General features: G+C 45.9%; 21 protein-coding genes. All 21 read right to left on the reverse strand.

Annotated features, from left to right (window positions below; translation table 11 throughout):
- The coding region (locus ACHZCJ_RS00005) for a hypothetical protein (protein WP_321322756.1) at positions 1–416 on the reverse strand (416 nt) is incomplete at its 3' end.
- Between the two features lie 2 nt (positions 417–418).
- Positions 419–1,339, reverse strand: coding sequence for a hypothetical protein (locus ACHZCJ_RS00010; protein ID WP_394699983.1), 921 nt, complete (start codon positions 1,337–1,339; stop codon positions 419–421).
- A complete protein-coding gene (locus ACHZCJ_RS00015; protein ID WP_321322758.1) occupies positions 1,230–2,543 on the reverse strand; it encodes a hypothetical protein in 1,314 nt (437 codons plus the stop codon). Before ACHZCJ_RS00015 ends, ACHZCJ_RS00010 begins: the two co-directional genes overlap by 110 nt.
- A gap of 78 nt (positions 2,544–2,621) precedes the next feature.
- Positions 2,622–3,413 carry a hypothetical protein gene (locus ACHZCJ_RS00020; RefSeq protein WP_321322759.1) on the reverse strand — a complete coding sequence of 264 codons (792 nt, stop codon included), beginning with the start codon at positions 3,411–3,413 and terminating at the stop codon, positions 2,622–2,624.
- Positions 3,414–3,445: 32 nt separating this feature from the next.
- Positions 3,446–3,979 carry a hypothetical protein gene (locus ACHZCJ_RS00025; protein ID WP_321322760.1) on the reverse strand — a complete coding sequence of 178 codons (534 nt, stop codon included), beginning with the start codon at positions 3,977–3,979 and terminating at the stop codon, positions 3,446–3,448.
- Between the two features lie 13 nt (positions 3,980–3,992).
- A complete protein-coding gene (locus tag ACHZCJ_RS00030) occupies positions 3,993–4,427 on the reverse strand; it encodes a prepilin peptidase (RefSeq protein WP_321322761.1) in 435 nt (144 codons plus the stop codon).
- A gap of 24 nt (positions 4,428–4,451) precedes the next feature.
- Positions 4,452–5,807 (reverse strand): hypothetical protein, encoded by a 1,356-nt coding sequence (locus ACHZCJ_RS00035; protein WP_321322762.1) that lies wholly within the window; start codon positions 5,805–5,807, stop codon positions 4,452–4,454.
- A 32-nt stretch (positions 5,808–5,839) separates the two neighbouring features.
- Complete coding sequence (locus tag ACHZCJ_RS00040; protein ID WP_321322763.1) at positions 5,840–6,643, reverse strand: hypothetical protein; 804 nt, start codon at positions 6,641–6,643, stop codon at positions 5,840–5,842.
- A gap of 87 nt (positions 6,644–6,730) precedes the next feature.
- On the reverse strand, positions 6,731–7,195 hold the full coding sequence (locus ACHZCJ_RS00045; RefSeq protein WP_321322765.1) for a pilus assembly protein TadG-related protein: 465 nt from the start codon (positions 7,193–7,195) through the stop codon (positions 6,731–6,733).
- 2 nt (positions 7,196–7,197) lie between these two features.
- Positions 7,198–7,641, reverse strand: coding sequence for a hypothetical protein (locus tag ACHZCJ_RS00050; RefSeq protein ID WP_321322767.1), 444 nt, complete (start codon positions 7,639–7,641; stop codon positions 7,198–7,200).
- A gap of 8 nt (positions 7,642–7,649) precedes the next feature.
- Entirely contained in the window at positions 7,650–8,087 is a 438-nt protein-coding gene (locus ACHZCJ_RS00055) for a TadE family protein (RefSeq protein WP_321322769.1), read from the reverse strand.
- Between the two features lie 55 nt (positions 8,088–8,142).
- On the reverse strand, positions 8,143–8,319 hold the full coding sequence (locus tag ACHZCJ_RS00060; protein WP_321322771.1) for a hypothetical protein: 177 nt from the start codon (positions 8,317–8,319) through the stop codon (positions 8,143–8,145).
- Between the two features lie 146 nt (positions 8,320–8,465).
- The gene (locus ACHZCJ_RS00065; protein ID WP_321322773.1) at positions 8,466–9,500 is read right to left on the reverse strand and encodes a type II secretion system F family protein; all 1,035 of its coding nucleotides are present in this window, start codon (positions 9,498–9,500) and stop codon (positions 8,466–8,468) included.
- Between the two features lie 18 nt (positions 9,501–9,518).
- Positions 9,519–10,472, reverse strand: coding sequence for a hypothetical protein (locus tag ACHZCJ_RS00070; protein ID WP_321322775.1), 954 nt, complete (start codon positions 10,470–10,472; stop codon positions 9,519–9,521).
- A complete protein-coding gene (locus tag ACHZCJ_RS00075; RefSeq protein ID WP_321322777.1) occupies positions 10,466–12,004 on the reverse strand; it encodes an ATPase, T2SS/T4P/T4SS family in 1,539 nt (512 codons plus the stop codon). The genes ACHZCJ_RS00070 and ACHZCJ_RS00075 overlap by 7 nt, the downstream gene beginning before the upstream one ends.
- Positions 12,001–13,482 (reverse strand): AAA family ATPase, encoded by a 1,482-nt coding sequence (locus ACHZCJ_RS00080; protein ID WP_321322779.1) that lies wholly within the window; start codon positions 13,480–13,482, stop codon positions 12,001–12,003. Before ACHZCJ_RS00080 ends, ACHZCJ_RS00075 begins: the two co-directional genes overlap by 4 nt.
- 20 nt (positions 13,483–13,502) lie before the next feature.
- Complete coding sequence (locus ACHZCJ_RS00085) at positions 13,503–14,585, reverse strand: hypothetical protein (RefSeq protein WP_321322781.1); 1,083 nt, start codon at positions 14,583–14,585, stop codon at positions 13,503–13,505.
- Between the two features lie 101 nt (positions 14,586–14,686).
- A complete protein-coding gene (locus ACHZCJ_RS00090; protein WP_321322783.1) occupies positions 14,687–15,067 on the reverse strand; it encodes a hypothetical protein in 381 nt (126 codons plus the stop codon).
- A 3-nt stretch (positions 15,068–15,070) separates the two neighbouring features.
- Entirely contained in the window at positions 15,071–16,237 is a 1,167-nt protein-coding gene (locus ACHZCJ_RS00095) for a ParB/RepB/Spo0J family partition protein (RefSeq protein WP_321322785.1), read from the reverse strand.
- The gene (locus tag ACHZCJ_RS00100; RefSeq protein WP_321322787.1) at positions 16,227–17,111 is read right to left on the reverse strand and encodes a ParA family protein; all 885 of its coding nucleotides are present in this window, start codon (positions 17,109–17,111) and stop codon (positions 16,227–16,229) included. Before ACHZCJ_RS00100 ends, ACHZCJ_RS00095 begins: the two co-directional genes overlap by 11 nt.
- A gap of 64 nt (positions 17,112–17,175) precedes the next feature.
- Entirely contained in the window at positions 17,176–17,385 is a 210-nt protein-coding gene (locus ACHZCJ_RS00105; protein ID WP_321322789.1) for a hypothetical protein, read from the reverse strand.
- Positions 17,386–18,543: the final 1,158 nt, after the last annotated feature.

An 18,543-nucleotide genomic window follows, 5' to 3' on the forward strand; every position in this document is an offset into this window, starting at 1 on the left:
AGCTCGCCATTGGTTTTGGGCGTAAGACGCCTTGGGAGTCTGAATATGGGCGCCTCACGAACATCTGAGACATCAGAGCGCTTCTCCGCGGGACGAGGTTCAGTGGCAACGTAGGTGTTGCTGCTACCGGCAGCATTCCCTGAATAACCTTTCACATACCGTTTCTTACTGGCGTTATGGCGCATCTTTTGCATAAACCAGTTTTCTATTGTCCAATGCCCGTTCACCCGCCACATCGCGTAAATAACAGCCGCAGCCATTATTGAAAAGCCTAAAAATATCCGAAAGAACAACCCCGCAAAGGGAATCGCCAGAGTCAGCAGCATGGCAAAAAATCCGCTACCAATCAGGATCAATTCGCGCTTATTGATCCCAAATCCTGTGCCCTTGAACGAAGTCTTAGCTGGTAACGACATGATTACGCCTTTCCAGTACTGCTTATAGAGTTCCCTTTTAGTTGGTCATAAAACAACAGCGGTTGTTCGTCGGGGGTTGCCGATGGAGAATAATAGGTTTTTGCCCTCTCGGCCATCTCCGCAAGATCTGTTCCTTCAAATTTATTGAAAATATCCTGGGCATCCCGGTTGTTAAACACCCGGGGATCGTCGGGCCGCCTGGTGGTAAACGCCGAAGGATTGGACTGATAGGCAAGAGCTGCCATATACTGACCTTCGGTCACCCCTGCCTTTTTCAAAGTATCATCGAGTGAAGGATTTTCCTTCCGTTGCTCATCGTATACATTCCCGGCGAAGTTATAGGCTCGCTCTCTGAAATCTTCTCGCGAGAACCCTTTATATGAATGTTCCGTATATTCCGGTTCCTCTCCTGTTTTGAGAATGGCGCTTTTTGCTGTAGAAGCGTAAGGAGACGGAAAGAAGAGAGGGTTGTTTTGGTTAGACTGATCTGTAAGAGGCAACTGCGAGGCGCCAACAGTATCCCGCCGGGCGGGTTGGCTATCAATAGCCGCTTGCAAGGCAGCCTCCTGGCCGGCAATCTTTTGTCCTTGTCCCTGAAAGAAAAGGTGCGCCGCGCCATTTAGTACCGGACTGTTTTTAAGAGCGTTACTCGTAAAGGACCTGGACGCTCGCAGGGTTTCCCGGGCATTGTTTAGATGAGAGCCTGCCACTTTCTGTTGGCTTTTGCTCATTCCTAAATAAGGATTGTTGTTCTGTGGGTTTCCACCTGGTTGGGAAAATGAAGAGGCGCCCTCGGGTGCGCCAGCAGAAGCATTAGCTCCGCTCGCAGATAATGCGCCTTGTGCTGCACCTGCGCCCCCTCCAGGCAATACGCCTCCCCCGACAGTGCTCGCTGCGCCGGCAGCCCCAAGCGCACCACTCACCTCCAGCTGCCCCCACTGCTGCGCCCGCGATTCCCATTGCAATCCGCGCGAGATCCTTGGTTGCGTTAAATGCCTTTTTCGTCGCTTCCATGAACGGCTGGTATATGATCTTGCCGATCGTAAAATTGAGTGTGATCAGCAAACAAAGGAATCCCATAGATATACATTGGCTGACGATGGGATTCATGATGTTCGCAACGACATTCCCCGTAGCCGACCAAAGTAACATCAAAATTGCATTCGCAGATGGCACCAAAAGGATAACCGTGAAGCCTTTGGTCCAGGTCCAGTACAGCCAGCTAAAGGGTTTGAAATTCCCCAGGACGATGATCAATGGAGATATGACCAGTAATCCAATGGTTATGACCAGAACTGCATAATGAGAAAGGACTAAAGCAATAAAAATCATCAGCACCAGAGTGACGATCAAAAACACAATAAAAACGCCAAATATCCCGTATGTGCCCAATGGAACAAATAGCATCATAGAGGAAAATAACGTATTGAGAATGGGCGGCCTCAACTCTTCTGATATTCCCCAGCCTAATTTGATTGCATAAGAACCAATGATGAAAGAGCCGGCACAAAAGCCAAGAGAAACCAATGCCTTTACCAACCCCTCCAACATTTCAGCCCTGGCGACAGGCGCCGAAATCCCGGAGGTTATAGTTGAACCCACATTGACAAGAATGACCAATGGGAAAAATATGATCGCCACGTTGAATACCTTGCGCCAGACATCTTGAACGGTGGAAAGCAGGTTTTTATCTACTATGGTCTGAGAGCCATTTGTGGACTCAAACACAAGCCCCTCAAGGCCCTGGGAAGTGTAGCCCCCATAAATCGCCCCCATAAGGTCGGCCAGCTTTGATACTTTTGGCTCTATTTGATCAACGTAATCCTCCGAGCTTTCTTCAAGCACGCCCGTCCAGACCTCATAAAGCGAATCAGAGGTGATCGATACGACATGGGTCAATATACCTTGAATAAAACCGGTATCGTCTTCATCTTCTCCGGTTGTGTCGGTATCCTCGTCGCCAGAGTCGCCATCCGTGTCCCCCTCCTGGGGCATGGCGTCATTTCCAACAGGCCTGGCATAAACTTCTGTCGGGCTAAGGAAAAAGGTTATGAATCCTAGTAATAAAAACGTAGTTGCTAAAATGCGCAATGTGAATCTTGCCTTACCTTTTCTGAAAGCTGTCATCCAAAGCGACTCCTGCAGTATATATGTAGCCATGAACAAGAGGGCACACGCCTAAACACACAACCCTTTACCGTACAATCATCCAAAGGGAGTGCTAATTGTGATACTGGGCAGAATCTTGGGCACCAGGGCAGAGAGCATCCACTTCGATAGTGGAAAGGACAGGACCAAGAAAATCACGCCTGCCACCGAACCGATGATCCTTGTCAGGCCTTGACTGACCATCTGCCCGCCGCCTAATAGCGTACCTATCTGCGTGTCCAGAGCGCCAAAAGCAACAGCAACGACAAACGCGATCGTGCCAATAGTGATCACTACACGGATGATAGTGATGGAAATATCGGTAATCATTTCCTGCAACGCCGGGATCTGTAACAATTCCTCTGGATTGGTAGATGCCTGGATTCCTTCAGCGCCTGCCATCTCCACGATATTAGGAATATTCATGGCCTCGTCAACAAGAAGACGATCCACAAGCATTTCCAACAAATTATTCGCAAGGGGAACGGCCAGGAGCATCAACAACAATGAGCCCCCACCCATGAGCAACGCCATTAAAGAAGAGGACACCTGCATACGATTCCCCAGAGCAGACCCAAGTGTGCCTTTGGCTGCGCCAATGACAACGGTAAGAACAAAGATAACGCCTCCGATAAATGTCAGGAATTTGATAATTGACATGGCGATTTCTTTTACAAGGTCCGTAACAGGCTCTATGGCGTCGTCAAATCCACCCACTTGGCTTCCCTCTTCCTCTCCTTCGTCGCCGCCGCCATCCTGAGCAAATACCGTTGAAGTATTGATTACGAGGCAAAACAGAAGCAGTGTGACCAGAACAAGGGTCGCAAATATTCTTTTCTTATATTTCATCGTTTCCTCATTTATCTATTTCCGGTTAGATATCAAATCAAACTGCTTCCCAATACGATAACAACAATTCCAATTCCAAAAATAAGCATTACACCAATGCCCTGAAATGCACTTTCGCTGAGTCCCATAATGGAGCCGGACATCGCTGATAGCTGTCCTTTGAATACGCTGAATACAACTGCTACCAGGGTGAATGAGACCGCCAATGTGCCGGCCAACTTGATCAGCAACCCACCCAGAGGCTCTATGAGGTACTTTAAATTCCCAATGCTGCTGGTGGTTAATATCTCGGAATGCTCGCTGAATACAGTAGTAATAGTGAGGCTAATGGTTTGAACATTTACAGCCAGAAGAAGCGTAAGTAGCATATACAGCCCTTGAACGACAATATCCGAAATCGCATTGATCCTGGATGTGGCGATATCAACCTGTCCAACAAAGATCAGCACCAATATCCTGACCATGAAAAAGGCCGATATAAAATACAGCCCAATCCCGATTAACGGGGTTACTAGGTTGCGAATATCCTCAATATTGGATAATGTGCTTGATACCACCGAGTTCATCTCTGTGCTTTCCTTACAATATTTTTATTACTACCCAAAACAACCAGCCTAAACTGAAAAATGGTATAAGGGGTACGCTTGCGGCTTTGTTATAATTTTTGCTAACCTTTTTATAGGTAATTATTCCGATCTGCACGATCAGCAATATAACAAGCTGTAAAACTGCTAATTCTATGAATGGAAACCACAAAAACAAAATCGTGACGAATTTTGAATCGCCGGCACCCCATACATCAAAAATCAACATGATGAGAGAGAATATGAGAGCGGCCAACGTAATCGCCCAGTCGCTCAACAATTCGTCTTCACGCCCCAACAACAAGAAGTTAATTGGATAAGTTGCTAGACCAATCAAACCCAGCCAGTTGGGAAATTTCTTTTTTACTGCGTCATAACCCGCCGCTATGAGCAACCAGATGGTGATGAGGACTGCCACGCTGTAGCGCATGTCATTTGACCGAAAAATTTCTCCTTAATCTCCAGAAAGGATGGATTGAGCCTCGATTACCGGCACCGGCACGATGCATTCATCTATTTCTTTCGGAGCCATAGCGCCCGCCTGGGGAATGGTAACATCGCGCGCCCCGGACAGGATCAGAAATGACGTATTGTAGCCAAAGGTCGTGAGGTCGATGGCTTCCCAGCCGGTATCATGAACTTGGCCGTACCAATCCGTCCATGTTCGACGGACTTCCAGTTGATAGGCAATATACACATTGACTTTATATGCCGGCAGCCACTCACCAATTAAGGAGGGTCCCCACAGTGGTTTATCGCAGGATAAATCCTCGCACTCTCCATCAAGGCTGTATGAAGATGTGTCCCAGGTATGGGAGACCGTCCATCCTTCAGATACAGTTGGGTTGTCTGAGAAGGATCTTTCATCCCAGACCCACACCGGTGAAATGGATTCGATTGGCACTATCCGAACCTCTACCAGGTAGGATTCAACGTCTGGCGTACAAACATCAGAAACCTCAGTTGAGGCGGTGATTGTGTCAGCCGTAACCGTGAAGTAGGAAGACTCGCCCACAATCGCTCGAGGGTATGGTGTGCGTGTTACGCCAGCGCAGGGATAGGGCACCTGAACAGAAACTCCCCAATAGTGGGTAACGACCTCAATGTACTCCCACTCCTCGATAATCACGTCTTCGATAGGATAAGTGTTGATCTCGTCCCACGAATCAAACCAACGAAATCCGTCCTCTTTTCTATATTCACAGGCTTCAGGACCTTCGTATACGATTTCGTAGAGGGCTACTTGATCAGTGATTTCATTAAATGGCGGATAAGTCGACCAGCACTCCATTTCACCGTCCCAATCTCTGTCCTCCCACACCCCAAACAGGTTGATACATGCATTCTCGTTGGAAATCGGTTCATCTATGAACGTTTTTTTAGCTTCCCATTCGCCATTGTGGTATACGGCCGCCAAACCTTGCATCATTCCGCTTCCCCAATCGCAGCTGATCGCACAAACAAGATCTGCACTACGGCAATATCTTTTGCCATTTTTCGTGATTGGATTGCCACATTGCATATCTGAATCAATTATCACGCCGGTCTGTCCCTCAGCAGGCTGCCAATAACCTGCCAACATGATCTCGGAAAAACCACCCCACTCTTCCTCGTAATACTCAACTTCGGTGACCCATTCAGTAGAGCGAGTGGTGGTTTCACCGGCGGTGATAGTGGTTGAGGTGCATTCTCCCCACATAGCCGCCCCCTCACAGCCCGTACTACTCCCTTGCGCTTTTACAGAATCTGAAATTAAAAGAGCCAGGAGAATGTTCAGGAAGAAGACAGTGAAGCACTTTAGTAATTTCATAATCCTCCTTTTTCTATTTTTGAAATTTTTATTCAATCTTGGCTCGGGGTTGGCGTAGGGTCATATGTGCCAAGATCGCTAGCTAACTCTTCCACTATTTTCCAATTCCCATCAGTGTATTGAAGATAATAAGTAAAGGACATCGGCCCCCAATAGGTGTTCTCAAACTCCACCTCGTTCTCCTCGTTAACCGTGTAAAGTGGCGCCTCTTCCATTCGGAACTGAACCACAACAGTGAAGTTATCGAAACGACTATACCCAGGAGTATCAGTAAAATCCTCTGGGGGCTCAACCGCCCAGGCTTTCCAATTGTTGTAATACTGATCGTAGCCCTCAGCGATTGGGTAAGACACTCTACCAAATAATCCTTTTTCTACGTTGTTTTCATATTGACCCAAAAAACCAATGTTCGATGCGCCGTCCCCTACCCATGCCGGGGACTCTGTGTCAAAGTACTGCTCCACTTCTTCCGGCGTAATAATATGGTCGGCCTCATAATATACTGTGTTCCACATATCGATCACTGTCGTCAATACAAAGTTGACCTGCCAATCTTCAAGAATATAAGAGGTGTAACCATATTCATCCACCTGCTTGACACTATCCGACAAATCCCATGTCACCGGATCGGAGAGAGCAAGTTCCTCCGTTTCGGATTGTGTCTCCTGCACTGCGGTGGCAACAGTCTCGGGAGCGATCGTGCTAGCTTCGGTCACCCCCGGCGATTGTTCGGTCGTCTCGGGGATCGCCGTCTCTGCTGGTGTGCAGGCAACTAAAACACCTGAAAGTACCATGATGATCAATACAATGCAGCTAAATTTCTTTGTGGACTTCATTTTTTTCTCCAAATATTTCTAAATGTCGGGGTTGGTATTTCCATAATAACAATTTTTTAGGGTAAACCTCCCCGGCACACCTTCTGTTTATTGACCTTTATCGTCGATCCCATAGGCGGGATAACCGATTGCCGTTATTTCAGATTCGATCGTGCCGAATCCAATCGCGTCTGCGAAAAAACTTTGATACTTCATTTGGCTGACAACCACAACATGATCGTCATAAACACCAATTGAAACAATCGCCAATCCCTCATTATTAAGTGAAGCGTATTGTCCTGCGGCTGCAGCCGCAGCCGAGGGATCGATTTTTACCTCGTTCGTCGAGTAAAACTCTTCCAGGTCAATCTGTTGCGCAGCAGCAAAAGCAGCGGCCTGGGTGGCTGTTGTTACTCTTTGATAAGTAACAAAAGCGCCACCCAGGTCGTAGGCGATCGCCACCATAACAAGGGTCACAACTAATGCAACTGCATATATCACAATGATCTGGCCGCTTTCGATCCATGACGGACGGTAATTATTATTTTGAACAGTCCCGTTTATTTTCTTCATCGCTAGTTGTCCGTCCATTCTGATTTGTAATATTGAACAGGTAATACTGTTGTATGCTCAATACTGCTTGGAACGTTGACCACCCGGATCATTGGAAAGGCCTCTAAAGGCATTTCGTAAGAAATTGTGCATCCAACCTGTCCTCCACGGTTCCAATCTCCAAACACCCGTACGGACACATTGCTGTAATCTAGGCTAAAGGCATCAAATGACTGAGCAGCGACCAATACTCCCTGTGTATATCCTTGAGACATATCAAGAGATTGGGCGGCGGCCATGGCGCAATCATAACTGGCTTGATTGGTTGCGATGATCACCCGTGGGTACGGACCGATGAGTAAAACAAATGCAATAATCAACATCATCAGCGGTAGTATTGCCGCTAATTCGAGTATCGCATCTCCTTGCTCAAGCCTCATTTCTGCCTTAGGTTTTATTTTTCCCATCGCTCATTTCATTCCCATGTATCAGGCGGGCCTGGATAAAAGTTCTGCATCCTTGCAGAACCTCCACCAGCCCACTCGAAGGTAAGCCCTAATATTCCAAACATCACATCCCCCGTACTCGTCAGATCCAAGGTGACCTGGTGTTGTGTCGGATTGGCGGTAATGGTTGGGAAACCAATAAGTGAACCGGTTTTTGAACCAAGAAGAGAGTAAATTCCGGTGGAGAATATTTCCCCTCCAACTTCAGGATAGACTTCTCCGTTTCGGTTCATTCCGGCTTCTCGTACTGCTTCCGCTGTGATCATCGCGGAAGCTCCCTGAGCCCAGGCCGCCCACGCAAAAATACCCGTCAGTCCGAGGATCAAAATGAATAACGGCAGTGCTGCAGCAAATTCCAATATGGCATCCCCTTTTTCTGCGATGGCGCGATTTCTTGTTTTATTCATGCCTCACCTATTTCAGAGCCTAGAGAATCTTTACTTGAGAGTTACGTTCTCTGAATTAGTTAAACCAACTTGAAGCATTTTCAAATGCGCCTGCTGCCATTGCCGCCAATGCGATTAACGCAAGCACGGCGACCGTAATGATCGCAATGACCGCTGCTTTTTCGAGCATTTCGTCAGCGCGTTCATCAAGTAACCGGTGTAACAAATTTTGGACTAGTCCTGAAATGTTCATGATAATTCTCCTTTTATTCTCAATATCATTCGTGAAAACTCTCAAGCTTCATGACCAAATCGATATTTTCGATTCTACAATACGGATATTCCTAATCTCACCTCCTGTCCTGCATCAATATTGCTCTTACATTGGCAATATTCGGCCTAACCTCCAAAAAATTGCGATGCCATTAGTAGCATAGGCACGCCCACAACAATGAACAGCGGTAACAACGTGAACGCTGAGACGAGTGTAATGGTCGTCTCGGCTTTTGCCCCTGCGAATTTAATCCTTTTGGATAATTCTCTGTGCAACCTGTTATCAATCTCCCTCAGTCGTTCACCTATCGGTTCGCCGTTAATGCCCGCAACAATAGTCTTCAAGAAAAGGTCCATATCAAAATTTGGTTCAAAGTGCAGTTTCATCCGTTCAGCAGCATCCTCTGGGGAAACCCCTCTGGACAACTCCATCGTGAACCGATTTAAAAGTTCTGCGAATAGATTGCCGCCTATCCCGCTAAGATACAAGCTAAGGTTGATGGCTATTTCCTGAGGAATTGAGTCTCTTTTCTTTTCAATCAATTCGAGCTCGCTCTTTGAAAACGTAACCTCCTTTGGCGCCGTTGCCACGACCCTATCGATAGCAGGACGAATTTGCCCCCACCGATCAAACTGCATCTGTAATCGCGCCAGATGGTAGGTCATATCAAGTATCAATCCATTGACGCGCTCTTTGGTTTTCTTCTTGACTTCCTGGGCGGGAAAAGTGGATCCCCAAACCCCAAGAAAAAAGGCAATAATGATCACAATATAGTACGGCATGTTCAGCATCAAGGATAAAAATGAACCAATCAAAATACCCATTGAAGCGAGAAGTACGGTATATGAGATTTGCCTTGAGTAATAATGCTGCGGGCTGAAATACGGGAGACCAGCGCGCAAGAGTTTAGTTGAAAGGTCTGCATCGTCGCTGTTTTTTCGTTTTGTTAAATTGCTAAAAGTGCGCGCCATCCTCTCCAGCAAAGTTAGTTCCTCAACACTCTCTCCGTGAGCTGCTCTCTCAACAGATTGAACATGAAGCGTAAACGCATCTGTTTTTTGTTTGCTTGTAATTTTGCCAAATAGGCTAAAAGCCTGCATGATGATGAGCCAAATGCCTAAAGCCCCCAAGAAAATGAATAGAATTTGTGCTGCGGTCATAACGCCTCCCTTTTTCTTCTACTTCTCGAAAGTGCGCTGTGGAACTGCCTGGACTCGTTGCTCCGGATATTTGATAACGTAAGGTCGAGCCATAGATGCTTTTGAAGTTGCTCGAGAACCAATAACATATGCGCCAGCAGTCATTCCCAGTACCGCCAGCAAAACAATCTGACCAATTGCTGACGCATACACCTGTCGGAATATGGGACTGGAAATAATCAAGAATGCGGTAACAAAAAGCACGATACCGCAAATTATCATGAGATTACGCTTGGGCCCCAAGACATTTGCTGCATTCTCAGAGGCGATGTCTGCCTCCTTTTGAATCGTAATCTGTAATTCATCCAATGCTTTTGTTATCATGCTCATTTCTGTCCCAGAGTAGCTGAGAAGCAGCTCGATAATTTTTGCCAAGCCAGGTGAATTACGATAAGTAAGTATTTTGTTGATAATCTCCATGTCAATATTTGCAGGATGTTGGAAAGCGGCTGAGAGATCCCAAAAATCCTGCTGTACAAGCTTTGGCCCCTCGTGAGTAACCTCCTCCAACGCCCCAACCAGGTTGGTTCCGTGAACGCGTAAATACTCTCGAATGATGATCGTGACCAGTGGCATGGCTTCTTCATATTTCAGCATGAACTTATCTCGTCTCTCGATCAAGTACAAGTAGTAAATCACACCCCCACAGAAGAATAAAACGAAGGGAACGATAAGTCCACCTGCAACGAGATAAGTTGCCACAGCCAGACCTGCGCCAATTGCAAGGCTGATCGTAACAAATTCTTTTACGGAAATGGGCGCATGCGCCTGGCGCAACAAGGTTTCAATTTTTTCTTTTAGGGATATTTCTTTTAATACCTTGCCACCTGTCGCAATGATCTTTGCGTCGTCATGTCGAAAAAAACCAAACGCTGCAGAAATGGCAAGGAATAATCCGACTGCGCCAATCAATATCAATACAAAATTTAGCATTTGTTGGCTTCCTTTCTTTGTGCCCTTAGTTCTTCAAGTCGGATTTTTGTCTTTTTCTCAAGCTCGACAATTTCATTGAATGTATGGCCTATCCGACGAAAGTTCTTTTCGAGAGGACAATCCTGAGACCGCAATTCCATAATGTAGTTGCGATCCTCTCCCCCCAAAAATACGGGGTAGTATTTTGGTTGCCACCCGGATGGAGTTTCCTCAATTTCACCAGACAGAGCAGAGACCTCAGCGATATGCCTGCGCCCATTTGCGGACATGAGATAGCTGACAACAAGATGGAATGAGCTCGCAACCAAAGAGCTAAGCTGCTCACGGGGCTTAATAATATTGGCTGGTGGTAGCATGACCATGTACTCAATACGCTGCATCACCTCTTCTGTAGAAATAGCGTGAATTGACGTTAGGTTTCCGTCATGCCCTGTTTGCATAGCAGCTAGTAAGTCCCACATTTCTGCTCCACGCGCCTCCCCCAAAACAAGATGGTCTGGCCTCTGTCGTAGTGCAGTTTTGATTAGCATATGCATGGGGATGTCTAAGCCCCCTTCAGCTTGGGCTTGTTGGGTGGTGAAATACACACAGTTCTGTGGATTGCCACCAGGTCTCAGCTTAAGCTCTCTGGTGTCTTCGATTACCAGCACTCGACGATCTTTTGGAATGAGTGACCCAAGCATCGAGAGAAAAGCGGTTTTTCCTACACCGGTTCGCCCCAGCACGAGGATATTCAATCCTGTCAACACTGCCAATTGAAAGAAACCTGCAGCCGCCGGGGTGAAGATTGCGTTTGGATCCCAAATGTCGTTCATGTCAACGATTTTTTCTCTGCTGGCAGCAGTCTGAAGTTCTTGTTGAGGCATGGTTGTGAAATCTTCAAGAGAAAAAGATGTCTCACGATGCTTCCGGATAACCACACAAGGACTGAAATCTGCCGAGACCGGGGAAGCAACAATTGAGATCCTATGTTTCAAAGGTGTGACGTATCCATCCACAATGGGTGTTTGGGGGCCTGCGCTCTTCCCCTGATTGCGAATTGCTGTATTGTAACGAAGGGTTTCCGAGTTTGGGTCACCCGTGAGCTGATCGGTTAGCAGTTTATCTGCGGGGTGCCAGCCCGCAGCATCTCTAAAATAAATCTCGTTGGGCCCGTTGATTGCAATATCCTCTACACCTTCCAGCTCTAGCAAGTCATCAATTGGTCCCAAGGAGTAAATAGACGAGTAAATTCTCTCAGCAATTCTTTCGGGTGTGCCAGAAGGCCATTCGCCTAGTGACGGATTTGCCAAAAAGGATTGTTGCTCGGTGACGATGATTGCTCTCGCCGTGGTTAGCACTTTTTGTTTTAGAACGGGATCGTTCTCGACACTCTTTTGTTCATCAACAGAAAGTGTTTCACGAATTTTATCTCTGGTTTTTTCAGTAAGATCAGCAAGTATTTGTTGTGCTGACTTTCCTCTCTGGCGCGCCTCCCCCTCTTTGTGCATTGGGAGAATTACGTTGCTGTTAGCGCTACCAATGGGTGTCATTGAAGTCTGCCTTTCTTCCCACCGAATAAACTCTTTTTATTTTTATTGCCAAGAATTCCTTCTCGTCCGCCCGTTACTGCAATTTTCAAGTTTTCAAACTTCGCAGCACCAGCTTTTCGAGTACCGGCCGAAAATGATTCGCACAAGTTCAGGTATCCTCGAATCAGGTCGGAAAGTTCATTGGGTGGGTCTTTTGATGTGACAAACCAATCGGTAATAAGCTGGGCGTGATTGACAATTGGGTATATATATTTTTGATGTACAGCGGGCAAAGTCCCTAAAAGTGTGACATGCGAGAATTCCGGATAATCACTTTCTGTGAACCCCAGATCAATGCCTCTTTCAGGCTCCACCCATTCGTTTATTATCAGACGCATTTGAGAACGGCTTTTGATCTTCTCCTCTTCAAGGGTTTCTATCCCATCCACCGTGGGCTTGATGGAAGGATATACCGGCGTTGTAATCACCATCATTGTGCTCGCGACTTCGATTGCTGCTCTGTGAACTGGTGTGAGTACTGTGGGGCCGATGTCAAATAATAGAAACTCATACCCCATATTTTGAGCATACTGACATAACGCTTTTATGAAAGTTTCACCTTGCTTGCCGTTATCACCAAGAAAACAGGGCAAGGTTGCTTGCTCCATAGTCTTCAATCCCAAAATGATATCCAGATTGCTTTCACTACCCTTGACAATTCCCGGCTGTCTAAAGATATAGTTTTCAATACCCTTCAATGAATTCCCGTTCATCATAAATGTTTGAGCGAGGTTGGTTATATTTTGATTGTTGAAGACCGCTTCTTCTGCCCTTTTGCCCATCCGGGGGCCAACATAGCCTCTGGATACATCTGCGTCAACCAACAACACATGTCGGCCAGCCACATCAGCAAGGATCCTTGCCATTTCTATCGCTACAGTGCTTTTCCCTACCCCGCCTTTTGAACTCCAAAAAGTTAAAATTTGCAATGCTTGCCGGACATTTCCTGGCGTTGACATAAGGTGAGGCATTGCTTCTTCGGGGATGACTAACCTTTCAGGAATAGACTCTCTCTTTGAAAAGCGTTGAATGGCTTCAGCTAGATACTGGGGATAACCGCGGTGGATCTCATCAATAATTGCTTTTCTGACCGGGGGGCGAAAAGGAACCACATCGTACTGCAAGGCGACATCGTAAATATCCCCCTCCGTAGTTACGATGCCCACAACAACTCGCGGGGTCGTTCCTTGTTTTGTGGCCATTTCATGCAATCCACTTGTTGTAAATCCGTCCACACCCTGATGAACAATAACTAGTTTGATATCCGAATCAATAACCGATTGGCGTGAGCGACTGTCTGCAAAATCGGTGTATTTAAATATCATCGCATACTGATTAGGATAAAGACTGTCAAACAAAGCAGAGATATTTTGTGCGTCCGCGGCTGTTGCGAATATCGCAACCGGAACAGCGTTCGGTTGAGTGTTCTGATCAAACATCAATTCTTATCTCCTTTGTCTTACCCGCCAGCATCTGGTGTCGGCGACGGGTCCAAGGTTGGTTGCGTCCCATCCTCAATGGCTTCGGGTTCTGGTGTTGCCGTAGGCATCATCGTAGGACTTGGATAATAAGTTGCCATCAGCGTTGGATATAAAACTGCTGCGCCAGGGGCATCAATTTCTGACTCCATAATTTCTGAACCTGCGAGCCAGAGTTGTCTATTCCACTTGAAATAATCGACAATATCTTCCCAGGACATACCCGCTGTCGCCAACTTATCTTCTGCCCCTGGTGATAGAATAGCAACCCTCACCTCTCCGTTATGGATAGCAAAACTTATGGCTTCCTGGGCTTCGGCCTGCACTGCCACAACAATGCCAATGATTTCGCCGGTTTCTGTTGACTCGTCACCCGTGACGGTTCCGCTCAGCTGAACTTCATAGATTATTTTAAGAACCTCAGCTCGGGTGATTGTCTTTGTAACCGGAAGGGAGAGCAAGGCTTCACTCGTTGATGTTGGGAGTGGAGACAGTATTGGATTATCTATGGAGGCATCGGACCCGTTTTCGGATGTCGTATTGGATCGTGAAGACGAATAAGAACTATTCGAAACAGATGTTGGCTCGGATGAAAAAGTGCCTGTCATGAAAGATGCTGAACCAATATCCATTGTGATATCAACGCGATCACCTGGCTTGACATCCGGAGGACAGGTTAAGGAAGTTACCGGAATAACCATGGCAACAAGGTTGGGGGCGTCAAGACCCAACGATGTCTGACTCTCCGCTTCTGGATTGTCTGAAAAGAGCAGAGCAGACAGGGGAATGAAGTTTCCTTCAGGAACATAATCAATAACCTGAACAATGTATCCTCTGCTCTCCAAAATCGACGGTGTTAAGTAGTGTGTCAGCTGAGCCGATTTCATATTAACGCTGACGACCTGAACGACATCTGCGGAAAGCATCTGCCCCTCAGTGAGATCAGATACCGCAATGACAACTTCCTGTGAAGGCGGGTTTATGATACGGCTGACCACAAACATGCCAACGATGGCAAATATAAATATTGCCACCCCGACCAGAATCGCAATAGTTTTCTTCATTTATCCAAAATCCTTTCCCTAAATATCAAAATGCTTCGAAACCTTATTTGCATATGATTAGCTTTCTTTCGGTAAATTGTTGAGTTTGTTCAATATTTTTCTTAGCCCTCCCCCATTTCCTTGTTGATGATTTTTCCAAATCGGACGATTCTCTCGCCGATGCCTGTGATGGCCTCAGCGAAGTCCGACTGAAAAGCCCTGGTTGGATTATTTTTTTCTGACAGGGTGTCTCCAACTTGCTTAAGCATAAGCATCGTATTCGCAAGAAGCTGCAATGCTTTATACTCCTGAGGGGCAATATCTCTAAGCGAGGTGGCAACAGTCAGTGCCGTTACTGGAGAAAGCCTTTGCTTGCCCGCCATAAGTCCCGCGGTAACGAGAAGCAAGTCATCTTCATCTTCAGGTCCCCTCTCCTTCCAAAAACCGATCAACTTCTCAGAAAGTTCTTTATCGCCTATTACAGACCTTAAGTCTTGATTCATAAATCAGCCTTCTACAACAATTGGATCGAATACGCAGGCGATCAAGCGCTGGACCTCGGCCTCTGTTATATCTGCATGCGCATAAGATAAATAAATAGCCAGGCTTGCACTTGTTTTAACGATTGAGTTCATCTTTCTTGTTATTGTTTTTGGCGTGCCGTTGTACGAGTCCAGCCCATCTTCAAAATTACCTTTTGTTCGTACCCATGCGGCTAACGCGTAAATTTGAATGTCAGGATTTCCCTTTGTATATTCCATTACATTAATATACTGATCCTCTACAGGCAGTAACTTTGCAAGACGCTCATCGATATTTGGATCTCTCTTTTCCGAAGAAGAAGTGGCCTCCTGAGATTTTCTTTGTTTAGCTCCTGTGTCGGATTCTGGCATCGGATCTCCACCATCATCAGCGTCTGAATCAATGACATTTTCCTCGTTGTGTTTGACTCCAGAACCGTTGGCGAGTTTGATCGCTTCGCTGTATGAAACCCCCGAATTAATTGCGCTGATAATAATCGAACGAACCGTTTCAGGAACATTCATAATTTCAATAGCGTACCGAGCTCCGATTTTTCCTTCATCTACGAGTTTTAAAATACTCTTGTCTTTTATCTCGAGATAATTTAAGTAATAACTAATATATGATTGGTTGCAGTTCATTTCATCAGCAATCTGACGCTGCGTTAGTCCCCGATCGACCAAATCCTTTGCTAAATAAGCTTTTTCGGGATCGGACAAATCTTTTCTGTGAGCATTTTCAATCACGGTGTAAAGAGTTAGCTCATCACTGTTTTCCTCTTGACGGGCAACAATCCCGGGAATAGTGACAAAACCTAGTAGCGCACATGCCGCTAGTCGGCGATGTCCTGCTACCATTTGGAAAGTGCCACTTTTATCATATGGCTTGACTTTCACCGGTATCAGCACCCCATGCTTCTCGATTGATTTCACAAAACGAGCATCCTCGTCAGAGGTTTGGGGATCAAGCGCCTTCTTCCTGGTCTGCACATCGGAAGATTGGATAATGGATTTTATGGGTATCTGCAAAATGCGTAAACGCTTCTGTGAAGATGACTGCGTTTTTTCTGAAGTAGTCGCGGGTTCGCCGCCCTCGAGTTGAGTACTCACCTCAGCTTGCCCTCTTCTGATTTTTTCTGTATCAAGCGGCACTGTTCACCTCCTCTAATGTTATGCCCACCCTGCTGGTCAGATCCTCGTACGCTGCTTTGTGATCAATTGTTTCGGGAGAAATTATTGCCTCCCACAATTTTTGAAATTGGCGATATACAAGCGATGATTTGGGAGCTACGTTACACACCCCCATTTCCCCTTTGGCGTTACTTCGTATGGTTGTTGTCAGAAGATAATTACTTTCAGGGATGAAGGGTAAGAGCAATTTCTTCTCCTCGCTCTTCATGGTAGATAGAATCTCTCGCTGCACCGAGTCATGGCTTGTTACCCGGTTTGGAATGATCCCAAGAAATTTTGGATTTTCTCGCCCATCAATATTCACTCTGGCTTTTCTTGCTGCCTTGATCAGTGATCCAATCAAAGGCAGACAAAACTGGTCCCAGTCAGAAAAATACATTGGCACCGCAACCATTTCTACGCCGATCATGCTGGCAAGCGTTACTTGAGCTGATCCGCCAGGCGAATCGACAAACATAATATCTATGGGATACAAGGAGCCATCCCTATCATAAACAAACGATCCCTTGAGTTCGCGAATTAATTCAGGAACATAATCAATATCATCAGTGCCATAAATTCGGTTCGCATCTCCCCTGAGTACCCACACACCAAGACCTGGAGAGTACTCAATTAAATCGTCTACGGATTCTCCGCTCCGAATTCGGTTAAGCGATACTGTAACATTCTCCGAGGATGCGCCTCCAAACACGCCGGAAGAGAAGCTGCTTGAAGCGTCCATATCTACAACAAGGGCCCTAAGTCCTTTTGATTGGGCGATTGATGCGAGATTTGCTGTGAGTGTGGTCTTTCCAACGCCGCCCTTTATATGAGCAATTGTTATTGCTACGGCCATGCCAAATTTCCTCCATAATTATCAATACAACATACCGCAATAAAAATTTTAGCATATTATGGCCTCAAACCTGTCTTTTGTGGATATTTTCTAATTGGGCATTAATAAACCTCCTCTCCTTTTTGATTACTTTGTAATCAAAAAGCCCATTGTGGAAGAAATTTATCAACCATCCGAGTATGAAATCAGACAATATTTGATTAGCATCCCCCATGAAAAAAACAAAAAAAAGAGCCAAGAATGCCTCTACTTCATTTGAAGTAGTTTTCGTCATTTAATGTTCATTTAAGGTGAAAACAAGCCCTCATATTGAATGAAATGAGTGATAGGTTACTGAGGAAGCGCGTTTTGCAGACTACTATATATAATTCGTATGTTATTAATTTCTTTTATCGATTCTTTTCTAATGTTTCTTTGCGATAGATCTTGATGATTTTTATTGAGGTTTATTTTTCTTTAGGCTGCTCTATTCTGTGTTTATTGGTTTGATAGTATTGATCGTTGTATATAGTAAATAATTTCTACTTTGCATTGATCTACTATTCATCAATTACTTGAATTTCCTTCATCTTTCTTGCTCTTTCTTACTTACAGTCCTATCTACCTATTGGTTAATCAAGGTTCGAGAGATGAGGCGGAATATTGCCGGCATCATTGCCCCTGTCTTTCACGCCTACCCTGTTTGCGGGGATAAGCCAGGCTAGGGATTGGCGTGGATACGCGAGGATCACCTGACTGAGCTGCTGCACCAGGTTAGAGCAAAAGCCGGCAGCTGCGAACATCCTCTCCCGTTCGCACCCCTCGCTCGCCCAGACGCGCACTCCTGACTGGCCCTACCCGGCGCGCGCAGACCGGGGAGGCGTTGAGTAAAAGTGTTGTAATCAACAATGTCTATACGAATAATATGTATGTAAGATAAGTGACAATATATCTGTAAGATAAGAAAGTAGATAAAGTGTTGACGGGTACTCGGTCGGATGCCTATAATGTAGTCACTATATTTTTTATGTTGCATTGCGCTTCTGGAGCGTCTTCTCTACATCACCAAAATCCATAATGGCCATCCCCTCGATGGCTAAAAGTGTTTAATTCCCCCAGTGACACCCCATCTCAATTGATTAAAGAAAAAACACCATCTTGACCATGGTGTTTTTCTCAATCGTGTCTACTTTTTTGGCTTTCGCCGAGAAAGGAGATAACTCGATTGTAGCAAAAAGGGATATAAGTGTCAATCAACCGTGTTAACAGACAGAGAAAGGAGCTTTTCATGTCTGGTAAAACCTTGCACATCATCAATGCAGTTAGTTGGTCCTTTGCACGTTGTTCAGCCAATCTACTCACATTGGCGAATGGTGGCCTGTTCTGCAGGTACGCTGATCCTTCAAGTTAACTGGTTCTCTCTGAGCGCACAGGGGGTGTGACTGCGCTCATT

This window comes from uncultured Parasphingorhabdus sp. (assembly GCF_963677535.2).
Lineage (GTDB): Bacteria > Pseudomonadota > Alphaproteobacteria > Sphingomonadales > Sphingomonadaceae > Parasphingorhabdus.